We start from the raw sequence: 18,794 nt of genomic DNA on the forward strand, positions 1-18,794 counted from the left end.
TGAGAGTGTCCCACCCGTCAGAACGTGTACTTGCCGGCGAGAACGTAAGTTCGTCCCGGGAACGGATGGAACAGGAAGTATTGCGCGTTGAAGATGTTGTCGATTCCGAAATCGAACGCGAAGTTCTGCGTCGCCTTGTAGTGAATCTTCATGTCGAACACCAAAAACGGATCGAAGGCCTGATAGACGTGTGCAAAGGTGTCGGTGTTATCGAGGGTCGCATATTGCTTTCCGGTGTAGCGTCCCGCGACTGTATAGGCCCAGTTGTCGTTCGGCCGATAGGTAACCCCGACCGTAGAGCGCCATTCTGGAACATTGGGCACGCGCTTGCCCGTCGCGGTTGTGCCGCCGATCGTACCGACAAATGTCGGATCGCTTAGAATCCGAGAATCCACATAGGTTACGCTGCCGAACACCTGCAGCCCCTTGACCAGCACGTCATCCTTGTCGGCCGACAGCTCAACGCCTTGCATTCGGATTGCGTCGACATTGCCGATGGTCGTCGTGGGAGTCTGACCGCCCGTCGAATTCGTCACGTTCGTGGTTTGCGAGATGATTGCGTTGTTGGTTCTCTCTTTGAACAGCGTCAGCCTGACGCGGCCATCATTCCATTTCCGCTCAACGTTCAATTCACCGGTGAAGTCTTGTTCGGGCTTCAGGTTAGGATTGGCGAACGTCGCGACACCAGCAACTGTTATGTTCTGATATAGTTCGGTAACGGTCGGATAGCGATACGATTCACCAAAGCTCGCGGTGACGTTCCACTCCTTGCTGAGATCATAAGAGAGCGAGGCTTTCGGCGAGAAGTTGGTCGAGTTGAGCCCTGGCTGGTTCTTTGGGACTGCAACGAAGACCGGAATCGGCGCCGCCGGGATACCGCTGGTGGCCGTCGGATTGGAGTTGATATTGAATCCATCCAGTGAGCGCCAAGTCTCAAGCCGCCCGCCCAGCGTCAGCTTCAGATTGGGAACGATCTTCCAGGCGTCCTGCAGCCAAAGAGCACCGGTACGGGTTTCGCCGACGCCAGTGGTAAGAAGCTGACCGGTACCGGTCGAGGACGTCGCATACCAGACGGAAGACAAATAGACCGGATTTTCCAACCGATAGCGGTCGCCGTGAATACCGAAGCTGATCTCGTGAGGACCATCGATGCCGAACGGTCTCCAGATGCCTTTGGCATCGGCGTTCTGCCAGTTTGTACCATCGTTACGGGTAATCTTGCCATTCAGCGAATAGCCGACCCCGGTCGGGGTCACGGTGAACGGATTGAGGAGAGTATCTTGCAAGTAGTTGTAGCTCGACGCTGAAAGATCGAAATCGAAAACGCCTTTGGTGTCGCTCTTGAGCGATACAGCGTTGCTCAAATGCGTCTGATCCCAAGTGTACTTGTTGCTCGCAAACGCGCCTTGGCCACCAAAAGTTGGCTGACCGTTCAGCGTCGACGTCAAGTAGGTCTGTGGATCGGAGGTCTGGTGATTGTTCCAGATACCCAGTGAGTAGGTCGCCTGCACCAGCGGCGAGATATCATAGGCAACTCTCAGATTCCCGGACGTCTGCTGCGAGTGCGCCAGCGCACCCGTGCCTATGACATTCGCAACGCCGCCCGTCCTGTTCCATGCGCCAATGGCTCCGGTCGTGTTTGCGGGGCCGACACCAAAAACGGTGCCAAAGGTCGTGTACGTCAGCGGCTGCTGGTAGCTGTCGAGATGATTTGCAGTGACGAGCCAGGACAGATTGCCGTCGCGATTGCCCGCGGCAGCGCTGGTCTGACTGGTGACATAGGTGTCTTTGGTGCCGTATTGATTCCACGGCATCACCGAGACGGTTTCCTTGGCCACCGCAAACGGCTTGTCTGGCATCTTGGACGTGATTAGCAGAACGCCGCCGATGGAATTGCCGGGATAGGCGGCCGCGAACGGACCGTTGAGGAAATCGACCCGCCCGATCGCCTCGGGCGAGATCAGATTCCATTTCGGCGAAGCACCGGAGTTGTTGTTGCCGATCAGCGCCGAGATCAGCAGATCGTCGTAATAGATCAGCGTCCGCGCACTCGAGTTCAGGCCCCAGCTTCGCGTCGCCAGCACCGCCTGATTGTCGCCGTCATTGCGCTTCCGCACAAACAGGCTCGGCATGTATTTGACGGCGTCCTCGGGGTCCTTGAGGTTGATGGTCTCGTCGACCTGCTTTGCCGTGATGCTGAAGGACCGCTGCGGCAGCTGATAGCGCGCCACCGCCGCCGGCTGATCGAGCGACGCCCGGGCGCTGTCCGCTCCCTGCCCGTTGGTTGCGGCAACCGCGGCCGGCCGTTCGGCCACCGGCTTCGCCGAATTCCCCCTGGCGCCTGCGGTTTGCACCGCCGGCTTGCGCGGCTTGGGTTTCGCCGTCGCGGGTGCATCGACGGTCACGGCCGGCAACTCCCTTGGGCTGCTCTGGGCGAAAACGCCGCTCGACGAGGCAAGCAGCGCGGCTTGAACGGCAACGACGCTCACACCGCAGCGGGCATGACGAGGTAACATTTGGCATTCCTGACGCCGGCTTTCTCTCCGGCCATTCGACAGCATCGATCGCCAACGGATGAACCGAGCCGATCACGAGAGGTCGTCAGGAAAAGTGGGGAGGTCCCCGCGCCTGGGCGCTTGAGCCCTTGTGGGCAGCGACAGCGGACGCATCCGCCTCGTACCACACCACGCGTTCGGCGTGGCGGATGGGAACGGAGAGCGTCGTGTGCGGCGGCGAATCGAAGGACGCGTTGGCCTGCGCCAGGCAACACAGCGCGCAGGCACCGGCATGCGCGGTCGGCGAACCATTTTGGTCGCCCGGAGTACCCTGCTCGCTGACGCTGTGGCAGATGACTCCGGTGCCAAGCGGATCGGCGACGGCCTGGCCGGCCGCCCAGCAGGCGGCAATCGGCGCCAGCACCTGCATCGCCAAGGCGAGCAGGACGATGGGTAGCAACTTTTGCAGCCGAGCGCGCATCCACCGAACCATTCGTTCGTCTGCTAACTAAACACCACCCCCGCCCCGAGTCGAGATCACATCGCCGCCCTTGTTGGGGAGGCGCAAATTTCTCGAAAACTGTGTCGGGATAGACCCGCCCTGGGGACCGCATCCGGCATTTGAGGCAGCCCACCGTCCTAGGGCATCCACAGATTTCTTATATTTGTCATATACTTATGGGGTCAATGACCCGATCATTTCGTCAACTGCTCGAATTTTGAACAATCGTTGCCGAAAATGATGACAAGTGAGAAAAGTTGATCTAGCATCCCTCTTGCTCAGGCTAGCCGCGAGGTCAAAGTCTGGTGGTCCAAGTCTCGGGAGGAGCCCCTGGCGCGCAAAACGCAGCGTCGCCCCGCCAATCAAGATCAAATCTTAGAATCGGGGATAATAGGGTCGACACAATTTTTGAGCGGGGCTAGGGCCCCGCTCTTTTTTTGTCTTTCGCGGCTGATGTACCGATGAGTGCTTCTCCCAATCCGATCGAGCAAAGCTTTGAGCTTGCGGCGGCGCGCTGCGCGGATCTCACGCCCCTGGTCTATCAACGGCTGTTCAACCGGCATCCCGAAACGCGGGCGATGTTCCGTTCGCAAGGCAGCGAGTTGGTGATGGGATCGATGCTTGCGCTGACCATCGAGGTGATCCTCGACTTTGCCGGCGAGCGCCGTGGCCATTTCCGGATGATCGCCTGTGAAGTCGTCTCGCACGACGCCTATGGCACGCCGCGCGAGCTGTTCATCGCCTTCTTCGCTACCATCAGGGATACGCTGGGCGACCTGCTCGGTGACCAATGGTCGCCGGACGTGGCGCAGGCATGGGACCAGTTGCTCGTCGAGATCGAGGCCTTCGCTGGCATCGCAGCGTAGCGCTTTGCGCTGCACCAACACGGGCAGCGACAATCCCGACGTTGATTGCACATTGAGTGGCATCAACTCTTGTGAGACACTTTCCGAGATCGGTAGCGCAACCAATGACGCGCCGACGATAAAATATATGGGAGCGAGCGATGTCCGGGACGAAAGATTTCTCGACGACGAGGCGCGATCTTCTTCAGGCGGCAGCAACCGCCGGCGCCGCGACTGCCATCCTCGGCAGCATGGGCATAAATCCAGCACTTGCAGCCGAAGTCGGACGATCCGAGAAGCCGTTGAAGGCGGCCTTCTCCAACGCAGGCCTCCAGGCCACCTGGTGCGCACAGGGCAAGCAGGCCGCGGAATTCTGGGGCAAGCTGTTCAACGTCGAAGTGACCTGGTTCGATGGCCAGCTCGACGCCGTGAAGCAGCGCGCGGCGATCGACAACATGGCCTCGCAGAAATGGGACTTTGTTGCGATCCAGGCCTTCGGCATCGGTACCCTCACCCAGCCCGTGCAGAAGATGATCGACGCCGGCACGCCTGTGATCGACATGGACACGCTGATCGCGCCGCTCGACCAGATCAACGTCCATTCCTTCCTCGCACCCGACAACGAGTTCATGGGCGCCTCGGTGACGCAGGCGCTGTGCAACGCCATGGGCGGCAAGGGCAAGATCATCATGACCCAAGGCGCGCTCGGACATACAGGCGCGCAAGGAAGAGCCAAGGGCTTCAACAACGTCGTCAAGCAATTCCCCGGCATCGAGGTGCTCGACACCCAGCCGGCCGATTGGGACGTCTCCAAGACGGCGCGGCTCTGGGAAACCTATCTGACCAAGTACCCGCAGATCGACGCGGCGTTCTTCCACAATGACGACATGGCGCTTGCGGCCGCCAACATCATGAAGGCGCACAACCGCACCAACATCCTGATCGGTGGTGTGGACGCCATGCCGCCGGCGATCCAGGCTGTGAGCGAGGGGCGCATGTTCGCGACCGTCCGCAATCCGTCCTGCCGCATCCATGGCGGCGCGATCATCGCGGGCGTCGCGGCCGTCGCAGGCGGCGAGAAGAGCGGCCAGGGCATCCCCAAGAACGTCGTCACCGATGGTCCGGTCGTGACCAAGGCCAATGCCGCCGGCATGCAGTGGATGCAGGATCACTTCCTGATCTGAATCTCCATGCCTGAGGGTCGTTCGCCCATCCTGGAACTCCAGGGCATCACGAAGAGCTTCGGCGGCGTCGAAGCGCTTCGTGGTGTCGACTTCGCGCTTCTTCCCGGCGAGATCCACGGTCTCGTCGGCGAGAATGGCGCGGGCAAAAGCACGCTGATGAAGATCATCGCCGGCGTGCACACCGAGTTCTCCGGCCGCTTCCTGATCGACGGCCAGGAGACCCACTTCCGCTCGGCGCGCGATGCGCACGCGGCCGGCATCGCCATGGTGCATCAGGAGCTCTCCGTCGCGCCCGACCTCACCGTCGCGGAGAACGTCTTTCTCGGCAACCAGCCGACCAACCGCCTCGGCCTCGTGCAATGGCGGCGCATGGCGCGCGAGGCCGGCGAGCAGCTGTCGCGATTCGGCATCGACGTCGATCCGATGAGCAGGCTCGGCGACCTGCCGATCGGGCTGCAGCAGCTGATCGAGATCGCCCGCGTGCTGTTCTCGGGCGCGCGCATCGTCATCCTGGACGAGCCGACCTCCGCCCTCTCCCCGCCGGAGGTCGAGCGGCTGTTTACGACCTTGCGACGGCTGCGCGAGCAGGGCACGGCCATCGTCTTCATCTCGCATTTCATCGAGGACATTCTGCGCGTGTCCGATACGGTCACCGTGTTCCGCAACGGGCGGAAGGTCGCCGAGACCGCGAGCACCGCGACCAGCAAGGGCGCGCTGATCGAGGCCATGATCGGTCGCGGCGGCGAAGCGCTCGAGCACAGCTACAGCGACGATCTGATGCTGCCGCGCCCGAGCGACAGTTCGGTCGTGCTGAAAGTCGACCAGCTGTCGCTGGCGCGCAGCCTCAACGACGTCTCCTTCGAAGCGCGCGCCGGCGAAGTGCTCGGCATCTACGGTTTCATGGGCTGCGGCCAGCAGGAGCTGTCGCGCATCCTCTTTGGCAAGCTGAAGCCCGACGCCGGCACGCTTGCCGTCGACGGCAAGCCAAAGACATTTGCCAGCACGGCGGCGGCGCGGCGCGCTGGCGTGGCGCTGGTGCCGGAGAGTCGGCGCGCCATGCTGTTCCATCAGGAGCCAGTCTACAAGAACATCTCGATCAGCATCCTGGACCGCATCTCGTCGCTGCTGCTCAAGCCGGCGCAGGAGCGCGATATTGCGCAGCGCCAGGTCGAGCAGCTGCAGATCCGGCCGCCGGTGGTCGGCCTCGATCTCGGTATGCTCTCGGGCGGCAACCAGCAGAAGGTCGCGCTGGCAAAGTGGCTGACCTATCCGCCCAAGCTCCTCGTGCTGTGCGAGCCGACCCGCGGCATGGATGTCGGCGCCAAGAACGACGTCATCAACATCGTCCGCGACCTCCGCGCCAAGGGGCTCGCGATCATCGTGCTGTCGACCGAACCGGAAACGGTGCTGTCGCTGGCCGACCGCATCCTCGTGCTCAAGCGCGGCGCGGTGGTGCGGGAATTCAAGAACGAGCCGGTCAGCAAGGACCGCCTGCTGGAAGCGGCGTGACGGAGAAGCACCATGGCGAGCAGTGAGACGGCACCAGCGGCGGGCCAGCGCGCAAAGGGCCTTGCGCCCTTCCTGCGCTCGCAGATGCGCAACATCGCGCCGTTCCTGACGCTGATCTTCCTGTCCGGCTTCTTCGCGCTTGCGAGCCCCTCCTTTGCAACGATCGACAATCTCGGCAACATCCTGACGCAGGTGTCGGTGACCGGCATCATCGCCGTCGGCCTCACCTTCGTGATCCTCTGCGCGGAGATCGATCTGTCGATCGCCGGCATCGCCAACGTCACCGGCATCGCGGTTGCCTACTTCACGCTGCAGGAATCCTACGTCAACATTCCGAACATCCCCCTCGCCGGCGCAGCCGCGATCCTGCTCGCGCTCCTGCTCTGCGCGGCGCTCGGCCTTGTCAACGCGCTGGGGCTGACCGTGATCGGGATCCCCTCCTTCATCATGACCTTGGCCATGATGCAGATCGCGGCCGGCATCTCGGCGCTCTTGGTGCGCGGCCAGATCGCCTACAAGGTGCCGAGCCTGATCACGACGCTCGGCTCCGGCTCGATCGGCGGCATTCCCTGGATCGTGATCGTCGCGGCCATCATGCTGCTCGGCGGCCATCTGGTGCTGACCTACACGCGCTTCGGCCGCTACGTCTACATGGTCGGGGGCAACCGCGAGGCGGCCGAATATTCCGGCCTCAACGTCAAGCTCATCCTCGGCGCGGTCATGGTGATCTCGGCGGTGTGCTCCGGTATCGGCGGCATGCTGGGCGTCGCCCATTTCGGCAGCGCGCAGCAGAACGAGTTCGACACCTACCTCCTCGACTCCATCGCCGCCGTCGTGGTCGGCGGCACCAGCCTGTTCGGCGGCCGCGGCGGCATCGGCAACACCATCGTCGGACTGTTCGTGCTTGGCGTCCTCAACAACGGCCTCGACCACGTCAACATCGACAGCTTCCTGAAGATCCTGATCCGCGGCGTGATCCTGCTGATGGCGCTGATCATCAACGTCTATGCGCAGCGCTTACGAGAAAAAGCGGCGGACTGATCCTCTCGAAACAAAAACCGCGAAAACAACCCCATGCACAGTACAAATCATTGGGGAATTTGGCGCGGAGCGGTTTGAGCCGCTGCTTCAGCGGCGTTTGACACGTCGGGCAAAACAGGAGCACGATGTCATCATGGCGCCGATCGCGGGTCGGAGGAGCGCCACGCTCTGGCTGGCGCCGCCCAGCCCCGTTTCCCGCTTGATCCCGCCACCACCCCGCGCCAGATTGCACTGGGGGCGAGGATTGAATGCAGCAAATCGAAGAGTGGCTCGAGCAGCTGGGCATGTCTGCCTATGCCCAGCGGTTTCTCGAAAATCGTATCGATATCTCCGTCTTGGGAGATCTGGACGACCAGGACCTCCGGGAGCTCGGAATCGTCCTCGGCGATCGCAAGAAAATCCTGCGCGCCATCCGTGAGTTGCACGCCTCCGACCCCACGGCATCTTCCACCGCGTCGGCGGAAGCGGCGCCTGATGTCGCCGAACGGCGCCAGTTGACGGTCATGTTCTGCGATCTCGTCGGCTCGACGGCCCTGTCGACGCAGCTCGATCCGGAGGACTTGCGGACAATCATCGGCGCCTACCACCGGACCTGCGCAGCAATCGTCGAAGAGAACGGCGGCTTCGTCGCAAAATATATGGGCGACGGCGTGCTGGTGTATTTCGGCTATCCGCGGGCCCACGAGCACGATGCCGAACACGCCGTGCAGGCCGCACTTGAGCTCGTTGCGGCGGTCGGAAAGCTCGATACGGCGGCCCCCGGCCGACTGGAGGTGCGTATCGGCATCGCAACGGGACTGGTCGTTGTCGGAGACATCGTCGGCTCCGGAGAGGCGCAGGAACGCGGTGTCGTCGGCGAAACACCGAATCTGGCGGCCCGTCTGCAGGCCGTTGCCGGTCCTGGAATGGTCGTGATCGCGGACGCAACCCGACGGCTGGTCGGCGATCTCTTTCTGCTGACGAGCCTTGGGGCACAACACTTGAAGGGCCTCGCTGGACCGGTTGAAGCCTGGGCGGTCCAGGGCGCGAACGCCATCGACGGCCGTTTCGAAGCCCTGCATCGCCGCGGATTGGGGGCCCTGGTCGGACGCGAGCGCGAATGCGCGGTGCTGGCGCAGAGCTGGTCCAGAGCGCAAACGAACGACGGGCAAGTCGTCCTCATTGCAGGCGAAGCGGGCATCGGCAAATCGCGCCTGGTGGCTGCCATTCTAGAGCAGGTCGCCCCGGATGCGCCAACGCAGCTGCGCTACTATTGCTCTCCGCAGCATACCAATTCTGCGCTTTATCCGATCATCAAGCAGATCGGGCGACGCGCGAATTTTACGCGCGAAGATGACCAGAAGACACGCCTGGGCAAACTTGACGCGGTGCTCGACCGTTCATCGGCGCCTGTCTCACACAGGGCTGCCCTTGCCGACCTGCTCCAACTCGCCAATGACGGCCGCTATCCCACCGACGGCCTGACGCCGGCGCAGCGCCGCCAACGAATGTTCGAAGCGATCGTGCTCGATATCCAGAGCCAGGCGCGCGCCAATCCTGTTCTCATGATCTTCGAGGATTTGCATTGGATCGATCCGACCAGCCTCGAACTGCTTGGCCAGCTCATCGAGGTGATTGCCGCCCTTCCCGTTTTGCTGGTTGCGACGTTCCGGACCGAATTTGCGCCACCCTGGGCCGTTGGGCCTCACATCAATGCGATGACGATCACCCGGCTTGGCGCGCGGGAAACCGAAGCCCTGCTCGATGAGGTGATCGGAGAACACCTCCTCCCGGCGCACATTCGCAAGGAGATCATCGATCGCACCGACGGCATACCCTTGTTTGTCCAGGAGATGACCAAGGCCGTGCTGGAAGCAGGCACCGAAACGCGACTCGTCGGAGCGATTCCTGCGGTCGCGAGCTCGGTGCCGGCCACCCTTCACGCATCCCTGATGGCCAGGTTGGACCGGCTTGGGCCTGCCAAGGAGGTTGCACAGATGGCAGCCGCGATCGGTCGCGAATTCAGCCAGGCGTTGCTCGCCGCCATCGTGCCATTGACGGAGTCCGATCTGAGCCGTGCGCTCGAACGCCTCGTCGGTGCGGGGTTGGTGTTTCGCCAGGGCGAGCCACAAGGCGGGCCAGAGGATGCGAGCTACGTCTTCAATCACGCGCTGGTCCAGGAGGCTGCCTATGGCACGCTGCTGCGTGAGAAGCGTCGCGCGCTCCACGCTGCGCTCGCCGAGACCATTGAAATCGATTTCGTCGACATCGCCGACAGCCAGCCGGAAGTGCTGGCCCGGCACTACACCGAAGCCGGTTTGCTTGAGAAGGCGGCAGGCCTGTGGAGCAAGGCCGGAAGGCGCTCGTTGTCCCGATCGGCGCTGGTCGAAGCCGCCGAGCAGCTGGCGCGCGCTCTCAACCTGATCGCCAAATCGCCCGAGACCGCCTTGTCGCGACGTGAGCGGATCACATTGCAGATCGAGCTCGCCAACGCCCTCATCCACACCAAAGGCCATGCCGCCCCCGAGACAAGAGCGGCCTTCGATCAGGCCCGCGCGTTCATCGAGCATGCGGAGAAGCTTGGGGATGCGACCGACGATCCTCTCCTGCTGTTTTCGGTGCTCTACGGCTTCTGGGTAGCAAGCCGCATGTCGTTCCAGGCCGACGTGACGCGGGAGCTGGCCACCCAATTCCAGGCCCTCGCCGAGCAACGGCAGGCAAGCACACCAATCATGATTGGGCACCTCCTGATGGGAATTTCCCTTGTGCTCGCCGGGGATTTGACCGTCGGCTCTGCCGAACTCGACCGCGCCGTGGAGTTGTATCAACACCCCGAGCACCGCCCGCTGGCGATGCGGTTTGGCCATGATGTTCTCGTCTCTGCGTTGGCATGGCGCGCCTTTTCGCAATGGGTGCTCGGTCATGACGACACGGCGACGGCCGACGTAGAGCGCGCAATCCGCGAGGCCCGCGAATTCGGTCACGCCGCCACGCTGATGTATGCGCTCGCCCATGTGTCGCTCACGCTGATCTACATGGGCAAGCTCGACGCCGCGGACGCGCTCGCCGACGAACTCATGCGGCTCGCCGACGGAAAGGGATCACGCTTCTGGAACGCTTATGGCACGCTATTGCGCGGCCGTGTGCTTGCCCTCGAGGGGCAGGATCGCGCTGCCGCCGACATGATCGAGGCCGGGATTTCAGCCATGCGATCCACCGGCGCGACAGCCTATGCGCCGTGGTACCTCAGCATTTTGGGCGCGACGTACGCCCGGACCGGACAGGTTGGCGATGCGCAGCGCTGGTGTGAAGACGCGTTGCTGAGGATCAGCGAAAGCGGCGAACGCTGGCAGGAGGCGGAAGCCTGCCGCATTGCCGGAGAGGTGGCGCTGGCGCTCGATCCGCCTGACGTTGAGCAGGCGCGGGCTCATTTCGAGCGGTCCCTCTTCGTCGCGAAACAGCAGATGGCCAAATCATTCGAGTTGAGAGCGGCTGAGAGCCTGGCCAGACTTTCGGCGCCGCGGACATCCCCTCCATCCTAGGGATATTCGCTCATGGCCGAAGCCAATGCGGTTTGACACGTCGGGCAAAACGGAAGCAGGATGGCATCATCACGCCGATCGCGGATCGGAGGGGCGCCATCATGCCGCGACGTGTCGCTTGCCTGTTTGCTGTCCTTATCACCCTTGCTTGGACAGCTGGCGCTACTGCAGCCGATGTCAGGGTGATGATCTCGGCCGGCTTCTTCGGCGTCTATAGCGAGCTGGGCCCTGCATTCGAGACATCAACTGGCCACAAGCTCATCACCACGCGCGGTCCGTCGATTGGAGATTCGCCGGAAGCAATTCCGACGCGCCTCGCGCGTGGCGAGGAAGCCGACGTGGTGATCATGGACGGTGTCGGCGTCGATCTCCTGGACCAGCGCAACCTGATCCGACCCGATAGCCGGGTGCCGCTGGCGGAATCATTCATCGGCATGGTGGTTCGAGCGGGTCAACCCAAACCGGACATCAGCACAATGGATGCGATGCGCAGCACGTTGCTCGCAGCCAAGTCCATTGCCTATTCGGACAGCTCGAGCGGCACCATCTTTCAACAATCGGCTTCAAGAAGCTCGGCGTCGCCGACCAACTCGCCGGCCGGACCCGCAAGGTGCGAGGCCCCCCTTCAGGCGAACCTGTGGCCGCAGTCGTCGCCCGTGGCGAGGCGGATATCGGCTTCCAGCAGGTCCCCGAGCTGATCCATGTCCCCGGCATCGATTTCGTGGGCACGGTGCCGTCCGAGGTCCAACCTCCCACTCTGTTTGTCGGGGCGCTGCCTAAAACTTCGCAACATCCCGATGTCGGGTTCGAGCTCCTGAAATTCCTGTCCGCTGCTGATGCCGCAGCCGTCATCACGAAGGCTGGATTGAAGCCATTGTCGCCGCGTTGAATTTGGTTCGCCAGCTCCACGCTGAACCGTGTGGTTGACGCCTGCTACTGGCCCCTTAGCGGATCTTGGCACTTGCTCCTGCGATGTCTGCAAGTAACCCGAAGCAGACCAAGGCCTGGGGAATGTTCACGACAGCCGAACCCGTTCGAACTGGACTAGGCACGGACCCGGAGCGTAACGACCTTCGTGGTGAGCCCCTAGCCGGTGTTCCTGACTGCCTCGGCTAGCATGGCGTAAAGCTGCTGCTTGCTGAATTCCTTAGGCTGCTGCCGCTCTGCTGTGCTCCGCGACACCTTCTTCGCTACTGGACGTGTGGAGGCGGCTGACGACGCCGGCCTTAGCTTCGGGTGCGGCCTTATCGTGGGTCTTGCTGTTGGCGGCTTGTGGCCACGCTTCAGGCCCGAACGGGTTAACATGCCGCAGACCGCGTTACGGCTACATCCGAGACGACGCGCAATCTGTGCCGCGCTCTGTCCTGCGGCCCAGAGCCTTTTAAGCAGCGCTACGTCTTTCGCACCCCAGTCCATGGCAGATATTATAGCGCTGACTGCCAGACACCGGCTAGTCTAGTCTTCGTCCGGCTCGCGCACGACTGCCGGATCGTCGGCGTCATCCTCCTCTTCGTCGTCCTCTTCGTCGTCCTCGTCTTCATCAGGATCTCGGGGCGGCATCACGGCACCCATAGCCACGAGCGGCATCCGGACGATCGCTGTGATGAAAAATGCTTCGAAGTCGTGTTGCTTCATGTTGTTGTTACTCCTCGAAAAGCATGCGCAGTCTAATATTCCTGATGGACGACATCCGGATGTCCAGAGTGCGATCGCTCCGACGTGACGGCGATCAGATCGACAGCAGCGGCAAGGGGCGGCACCGCACACAACTGGCGGCGTTTACGAACACTTTATGCCCGAGGACGCATCAGGTCCTATATTCACTAAAACGTCGCCGGCAGTGATTTCGGGATCTCCAAGATCGAGGTCAAGCAGACTTGCTTGAACAAACTCCAGTATCTTAGCGTTCGCTGCATTGGCACTTTCGCGGTCCTCGAATATCATCACAGCGACACCAACGCCGTCGCCCCCATCCAGCACGTAGTAAGACCTGAATCCGTGCGATTGCCTCAGGATCTGACCGATGCCGCTCTTGGCGCGACGAGCAGCGTCCGCAACCGAACGAACCTTGGTGTACTTGCGAAGGACGATGTACATGAGGTCACCACGCGTTACAGTTCCCGTCCCACGCATCAAAGCATATTGGGTCCCGGTTGGACCAGGGCGCCACTTCCAGGATGGATCATAAACGCCAATCGACGGGCCGCGCGACGTGCCTTGTTCCAGTGAGCCAACCTCGCCCCGCAGGCGGGGCGAGGTGCTGGGGCTCAGGAACCGTCGAACTTGAACGAAACGTTGAGCTTGGCGCGATAGGCCTCTACGTTTCCCTTCGCATCCAGTTGCATATCGAGTTTGACGACTTCTGCAATGCGAAGATCTCGGAGAGATTTTGCAGCTTGCCCGACCGCATTGGCGGCCGCCTTCTCCCATGAGTCGCTGCTGGTGCCGATCAGTTCAATGACCTTGTAGACGCTATCAGGCATGTCGTCCTCCGGTTCGGTATGAAGCAGGAAGCAGGTGCTCCCTGCCGTTGTGAAATCTAGCATCAGGATATCGGCGCTGATAGACGCGATACGGTCTCGGCCGTCGCCCGGAGCCCGATAAGGGACAAACTGCATTTGGCGGGGATGTCGGCTTTTGACCCCGAAGCCGACTTTGCGCTGGCGGTCTCGGCAGCTATGATGTCAGCCGATGAAGATAACATCTGACACAGCAACGAGGGTCTGTCGTCGATGAGGTTAATGTGTGCGGTTCTTTGGCTTGCCTTGACGCAGTCCGTAGATGCGCAGCAGCAAGGCTCGACGATCACTTTGGCTTGCAACGGAACAAGTAAGTTGGTGGCTTCATCCGGAGCAGAGTTGAAATTGGACCCCGTCACCAATCTCAGCATCATTGTGAGCGCGCGCAGTCAAACAGTGTCGTTCCTTGATAACGTCGTACCGATCACGAAGACCACCCCTTTGCTTGTCGGGTTCAGCAGCCAGTACGCGAATGGGAGGCCGACCATCTCTGGCCGGATTGATCGGCTTACCAAGAGTGTCGAAATCGATTGGATGTACGAGAACGTCGGCGATAACACCCATTGGGAGCTTACGTGTCGTCCCGTCGTTCCCTTTTCTGAAGCCCCCAATTTTGATCGCCCACGGGCCCACAGCTGACGTTAGCTTCTCGGCTAATGTCAGATAAAGGCACATCAGACGGCCAGCATCGGTAGCAAAGAAAACGAAGCCACGCTCGGGATGATGACCCAACGTAGGCGATAAACGCCCGATGGATGCCATTTGCCAAGCCGGTTGTTGGCCCATCGCTTCCGTTGACGCAGGGCAGCTACATGTCGGTTCGCAGGGGTAGACCGGAAGTTTGAATCCGAGCGTCAAACCGACGCGATTGACCCTGAGCGGACTTCGCGCTTTGTGCTATGCGCTAGAGCTGGGCAGCACGATGGGAAAGCCTATTGCGCGACCGTTACCTTGGTCAGTGGATGCGGATGTATCGAGAGCTCTCTATCTGGAAGCGAATTGACGCCGAAAGGGCTGTTCACTTCAGATGCTTTGAGGACGTTGCCTCGCATCTTTTTTGCGTCCAAAGCGCTGACTTTTATGCCTTGCCAGTGACGGTCAACGCCCGCCTTGAGTTCGATCGCCAATTTGTCGAGCTTTTTATCGAAGTCGAGCCGATGGAACGCAGTCGATGGTTCGCCACTGTTGATCAGGCCATTACTGCACATGAAGAGGAGTTCTTCTCGATAGGGCGCGATGTCGCCGACCAGGAAAAGAAGAAATGATGTGACGTCTGGAACTGGCCCCTTAGCTGACGTACCGCGCGGCTTGGCCTTGACATCCGACAATGGCCACGCAGCGGACATAGCTCACCAACTTTTCCTTTTCGGTCGCCGCATCCGCCTTCCTAAAAATGTTCGCCTTTGGCCGACACCAACGCCGCCTGCCCCGCAATCTCATCCGCTCGCCAGCACCTGATCGCATGCCCATCGGGCCGCGTCTCCAGCACCGGCCCCGGCTCACGCCGGCACACCGCCTCCGCATAGCGGCATCTTGGGCTGAAGGCGCAGCCATTGGGTGGATTGAGCGGATTGGGCAGATCGCCGCCTGTCGTCGCCAGCGGGGCATGACGCAGGGGATCGGGGATGGCGGCGATCAGAGCTTGGGTATAGGGGTGCGCCGGGTGCTCAAAGATTTCGCGCCAGTCGCCGTTCTCGACGATGCGGCCGAGATACATCACGGCGACCCGGTCGCTCATGTGCTCGACCACGCCGAGGTCGTGGCTGATCATGATGTAGGACAGACCGAGCGTGTCCTTCAATTCCAGCAGGAGATTGATGATCTGGGCGCGGATCGAGACGTCGAGCGCCGAGACGGGCTCGTCGCAGATGACGATCTTGGGGTTGAGGATCAGGGCGCGCGCGATGCCGATGCGCTGGCGCTGGCCGCCCGAGAATTCATGCGGGTAGCGGTCGGCCTGTTCGGGCCGCAAGCCGACATGCCGCAGCATGGTCGCGACGCGGTCCTCGATCTCGCTTTTCGTGGTCACACCATGCACACGCAGGGGATCTTCCAGCGTGCGGCGAACGGTCTGGCGCGGATTGAGTGAGGCGTAGGGATCCTGAAACACGATCTGGACAGTGCGGGCCAGTGCCTTGCGATCGGCGGATGGCCTGTTCGTTACGACCTGCCCGTCCAGCACGATCCGGCCGCGCGTCGGCGTCTGCAGGCCAAGGATCGACAACGCCACCGTCGACTTGCCGGAGCCGGACTCGCCGACGAGGCCGAGGCACTCGCCACGCTTCAGCTTGAGATCGACACCATCGACAGCGCGAAGCATCCGCTGGCCGCGGCCGAACAGGCCGCCACCCAGCGGAAAGTGAACCGCAAGATCCTCGACGCTGAGAATGAGATCCTCGTCTGCCCTGCCCTCACCCGATTTGTCCTTGGGCTCATGCATGGTGATGGCACCTCACCAGACCGCCAGCCTCCAGAACATCCGCGGTCGGCGCGACGGTCCTGCAAATGTCGGTCGCCTGCGCGCAGCGCGGGTTGAACCGGCAGCCATCCGGAAAATTCGTGATCGCCGGCACGACGCCCGCGATCTCCTTCAGCCGGCTACGGCCAAGTGCTGCACGGCTGCCCAGTCGCGGCAGCGAGTCGACCAGGCCCTGCGTGTAGGGGTGCGAGGGGGTGCGAAAAATATCGGCGGAGCCGCGCTCCTCGACGATGCGGCCGGCGTACATGACGGCGACGCGGCGGCAGACATTGGCAACAAGGCCGAGGTCGTGGCTGATCATCAGGATCGCCGTGCCACGTTCGGCGCAGAGGTTGCGCATCAGCTCGATGATTTCGGCCTGCACGGTCACGTCGAGCGCGGTGGTCGGCTCGTCGGCAATCAGGAGATCCGGGCCGCAGGCGAGCGCAATGGCGATCATCACGCGCTGGCGCATGCCGCCGGAAAGCTGGTGCGGGTAGTCGTTGACGCGCCGCTCCGGCGCGGAAACGCGGACACTCGCCAATGCCTCGACCGCCAGCTGGTTGGCCTCCCGCCAGCTCTTGCCCTTGTGCAGCACGAACATCTCGGCGATCTGCCGCCCCACCGGCGAGACCGGATTGAGCGCCGTCATCGGCTCCTGGAAGATCATGGCGATGCGATTGCCGCGCAGATCCCGTTGCCTCGCGGCCGAAAGGTGCTGGATTTCCTGCCCCTCGAAGCGAATGACGCCGCCGCCGATCGACAGCGGCTGCCGCAACAGGCCGATCAGGGCGAGCGCCGTAATGCTCTTGCCACAGCCGGATTCGCCGACCAGGCCGAAGGTCTCGCCGCGATCGATGCGGAATGAAATGCCCTCGGCCGCGGCAACGCGCCGCGATCCATCGTCGAGATCGATGCGCAAATCCTCGACCTCGATCAGCGGCGCGCCGGTCATGTCCGCCGGCTCCGCGACTGGGGATCGAGAATGTCGCGCAGGCCGTCGCCGAGCAGGTTGAGGCCGAGCACCGTCAGGAAGATGGCCAGGCCCGGAAACACCGAGAGCCACGGCGCCGTCGTGATCTGATCGCGCGCGTCCGACAGCATGCTGCCCCAGCTCGGAAACGGCGGCCGGACACCGAGGCCGAGGAACGACAAGGCGGCCTCGGAGAGGACCGCGCTGCCCATGCCGAGCGTGCCGATGACGACGATCGGCCCCAGCATGTTCGGCAAGAGCTGCGTGATCATGATGCGCAGATCGCCGTAGCCGAGCACGGTCGCCGCCTGCACATAGCCCTGGCTCCTCAACGACAGCGCCGAGGCGCGCGCGATCCGGCAGGTGAAGGACCAGTTGGTCAGCCCCAGCGCAATCAGCAGGCTGGTCAGGCCCGGTCCGAGCACGGCCATGATGGCCAGCGCAAAGATCAGCGAGGGGATCGCGAGCATGACATTGGTCAGGGCGTTGACGACATCGTCCCACCAGCCGCCCCAATAGCCGGCGCTCAGGCCCAGCGCCACGCCGATGACGCTGTTGATGAGCTGCGAGACGATGCCGACCGTCAGCGAAACACGCGCGCCGTAGACGACACGGGAATAGATGTCGCGGCCCTGGTCGTCGGTGCCGAACCACCAGGTCCAGCTCGGCGGCTCCTCCGCGTTCAGCAGATTGGCGTCCAGGACGGGATCGGTGTGCGCCAGCCAGGGCGCAAGCACACCGACCAGGATCGCGAGCGCGAACAACGCGCCACCGATGACGAGATTGGCGCGAAGCTTCATGCGTATCTGATCCTGGGATCGATCACGCCGTAGAGCATGTCGATCAGCAAGTTGATCGCGAGAAAGGCCAGCACCACCACGAGAATGGAGCCCTGGACGGCGGGAAGGTCGCGCTGCAGGACGCTGTCCACCAGCAGCGAGCCGATGCCCGGCCAGGAAAACAGCTTTTCGACGACGACCGCCTGCCCCATCAGCCCGCCGAACTGCAGGCCGACGGTGGTGAGAATGATGACGAGCGCGTTGCGCATCACGTGCCACTTCACCACCCGGGTCTCGCTCATGCCCTTGGAGCGCGCGGTGCGGACGAAATCGGCCGTCATGATCTCGAGCACCGCGGCGCGCGTCGTCCGGGCAAACAGGGCCATCGGCGAGACGCCGAGCGTCACGGCCGGGAGGATCAGATATTTGAGGCCGCCATCGCCGTAGCCGAAGCTCGGCAACCAGCCGAGCTTCAACGCAAAGACATACATCATCACCAGTCCGAGCCAGAATTTGGCAATGGACAGGCCCGACACCGCCACGACCATCGCGAGCGTGTCGACGAGACCGCCCGGCCGCAATGCGGCAATGAAGCCGAGGGGTACGCCGAGCAGAACCGAGAATGCCATGGCGGTGAAGATCAGCTGCAGCGTCGGCCAGGCCCGCTTGGCGATCATGGTCGTGACAGGCTCGCGGGTCCGGAACGACGTGCCGAAATCACCGGTGGCGAGCTTGGCGATATAGGCGCCGAAACGCACATAGACGGGATCGTCGAGGCCGAGCTGCTTCTTCAGGCGCAGCTCGACCTGGGGATCAGCGTCGTCGCTCATGGACGAGACGATGCTGCCGGGAACAACGCTGAACAGCACGAAGACCAGAGCCACGACGGCGAGCACGGTCGGAATGGTTTGCAGGAGACGACGGATCAGGAAGGAGAGCATCGGCACTTTCTTCCCTCCCCCCATCGT

The 18,794-nt window shown here is 62.3% G+C and carries 18 protein-coding genes; 8 read left to right on the plus strand and 10 right to left on the minus strand.

Annotated elements, in window-relative coordinates; all coding sequences use genetic code 11:
* Nucleotides 1-17: 17 nt before the first annotated feature.
* Both FXB40_RS18765 and FXB40_RS18770 read right to left on the minus strand, forming a co-directional pair.
* Complete coding sequence (locus FXB40_RS18765; RefSeq protein WP_246207711.1) at nt 18-2,561, minus strand: TonB-dependent receptor; 2,544 nt, start codon at nt 2,559-2,561, stop codon at nt 18-20.
* Between the two features lie 40 nt (nt 2,562-2,601).
* The gene (locus FXB40_RS18770) at nt 2,602-2,976 is read right to left on the minus strand and encodes a DUF2946 family protein (RefSeq protein ID WP_187437002.1); all 375 of its coding nucleotides are present in this window, start codon (nt 2,974-2,976) and stop codon (nt 2,602-2,604) included.
* 482 nt (nt 2,977-3,458) lie between these two features.
* Here FXB40_RS18770 and FXB40_RS18775 point away from each other — a divergent pair, with 482 nt between their 5' ends.
* The 7 genes from FXB40_RS18775 to FXB40_RS49900 all read left to right on the plus strand — a co-directional run bounded on the left by FXB40_RS18775 (nt 3,459) and on the right by FXB40_RS49900 (nt 11,986).
* The gene (locus FXB40_RS18775; protein ID WP_148773676.1) at nt 3,459-3,863 is read left to right on the plus strand and encodes a globin; all 405 of its coding nucleotides are present in this window, start codon (nt 3,459-3,461) and stop codon (nt 3,861-3,863) included.
* A 140-nt stretch (nt 3,864-4,003) separates the two neighbouring features.
* Entirely contained in the window at nt 4,004-5,026 is a 1,023-nt protein-coding gene (locus FXB40_RS18780; protein WP_148753658.1) for a sugar ABC transporter substrate-binding protein, read from the plus strand.
* 6 nt (nt 5,027-5,032) lie between these two features.
* Entirely contained in the window at nt 5,033-6,535 is a 1,503-nt protein-coding gene (locus tag FXB40_RS18785; protein ID WP_148773677.1) for a sugar ABC transporter ATP-binding protein, read from the plus strand.
* Nucleotides 6,536-6,547: 12 nt separating this feature from the next.
* On the plus strand, nt 6,548-7,576 hold the full coding sequence (locus FXB40_RS18790) for an ABC transporter permease (RefSeq protein WP_148773678.1): 1,029 nt from the start codon (nt 6,548-6,550) through the stop codon (nt 7,574-7,576).
* A gap of 248 nt (nt 7,577-7,824) precedes the next feature.
* Entirely contained in the window at nt 7,825-11,097 is a 3,273-nt protein-coding gene (locus tag FXB40_RS18795) for an adenylate/guanylate cyclase domain-containing protein (protein WP_148773679.1), read from the plus strand.
* A 185-nt stretch (nt 11,098-11,282) separates the two neighbouring features.
* A complete protein-coding gene (locus tag FXB40_RS50400) occupies nt 11,283-11,795 on the plus strand; it encodes a substrate-binding domain-containing protein (protein ID WP_430647711.1) in 513 nt (170 codons plus the stop codon).
* Nucleotides 11,708-11,986: a molybdate ABC transporter substrate-binding protein gene (locus FXB40_RS49900; protein WP_283812923.1), complete on the plus strand. Its 279-nt coding sequence runs from the start codon at nt 11,708-11,710 to the stop codon at nt 11,984-11,986. The genes FXB40_RS50400 and FXB40_RS49900 overlap by 88 nt, the downstream gene beginning before the upstream one ends.
* A 197-nt stretch (nt 11,987-12,183) precedes the next feature.
* Here the strand turns inward: FXB40_RS49900 and FXB40_RS18805 are convergent, their stop codons facing one another.
* The 4 genes from FXB40_RS18805 to FXB40_RS18820 form a co-directional block, all read right to left on the minus strand.
* The gene (locus FXB40_RS18805; RefSeq protein ID WP_148773680.1) at nt 12,184-12,513 is read right to left on the minus strand and encodes a GcrA family cell cycle regulator; all 330 of its coding nucleotides are present in this window, start codon (nt 12,511-12,513) and stop codon (nt 12,184-12,186) included.
* Nucleotides 12,514-12,552: 39 nt separating this feature from the next.
* On the minus strand, nt 12,553-12,732 hold the full coding sequence (locus tag FXB40_RS18810; protein ID WP_148773681.1) for a hypothetical protein: 180 nt from the start codon (nt 12,730-12,732) through the stop codon (nt 12,553-12,555).
* Between the two features lie 144 nt (nt 12,733-12,876).
* Complete coding sequence (locus FXB40_RS18815) at nt 12,877-13,194, minus strand: hypothetical protein (RefSeq protein WP_187436975.1); 318 nt, start codon at nt 13,192-13,194, stop codon at nt 12,877-12,879.
* A gap of 170 nt (nt 13,195-13,364) precedes the next feature.
* Nucleotides 13,365-13,580 (minus strand): dodecin family protein, encoded by a 216-nt coding sequence (locus FXB40_RS18820; protein ID WP_148773683.1) that lies wholly within the window; start codon nt 13,578-13,580, stop codon nt 13,365-13,367.
* A 971-nt stretch (nt 13,581-14,551) separates the two neighbouring features.
* On the opposite strand from FXB40_RS18820, the gene FXB40_RS18825 reads away from it, so the two are divergent.
* Nucleotides 14,552-14,881: a hypothetical protein gene (locus FXB40_RS18825; RefSeq protein ID WP_148773684.1), complete on the plus strand. Its 330-nt coding sequence runs from the start codon at nt 14,552-14,554 to the stop codon at nt 14,879-14,881.
* A 122-nt stretch (nt 14,882-15,003) separates the two neighbouring features.
* Here the strand turns inward: FXB40_RS18825 and FXB40_RS18830 are convergent, their stop codons facing one another.
* The 4 genes from FXB40_RS18830 to FXB40_RS18845 are packed head-to-tail and all read right to left on the minus strand — an operon-like array spanning nt 15,004 to nt 18,767.
* Nucleotides 15,004-16,056, minus strand: coding sequence for an ABC transporter ATP-binding protein (locus tag FXB40_RS18830; protein WP_148773685.1), 1,053 nt, complete (start codon nt 16,054-16,056; stop codon nt 15,004-15,006).
* Entirely contained in the window at nt 16,049-17,029 is a 981-nt protein-coding gene (locus tag FXB40_RS18835; protein ID WP_148773686.1) for an ABC transporter ATP-binding protein, read from the minus strand. Before FXB40_RS18835 ends, FXB40_RS18830 begins: the two co-directional genes overlap by 8 nt.
* Nucleotides 17,026-17,847 carry an ABC transporter permease gene (locus tag FXB40_RS18840; protein WP_148773687.1) on the minus strand — a complete coding sequence of 274 codons (822 nt, stop codon included), beginning with the start codon at nt 17,845-17,847 and terminating at the stop codon, nt 17,026-17,028. The genes FXB40_RS18835 and FXB40_RS18840 overlap by 4 nt, the downstream gene beginning before the upstream one ends.
* Nucleotides 17,844-18,767: an ABC transporter permease gene (locus tag FXB40_RS18845; protein ID WP_148773946.1), complete on the minus strand. Its 924-nt coding sequence runs from the start codon at nt 18,765-18,767 to the stop codon at nt 17,844-17,846. The genes FXB40_RS18840 and FXB40_RS18845 overlap by 4 nt, the downstream gene beginning before the upstream one ends.
* Between the last annotated feature and the right edge of the window lie 27 nt (nt 18,768-18,794).

The organism is Bradyrhizobium rifense, from assembly GCF_008123425.1.
Classification (GTDB): domain Bacteria; phylum Pseudomonadota; class Alphaproteobacteria; order Rhizobiales; family Xanthobacteraceae; genus Bradyrhizobium; species Bradyrhizobium rifense.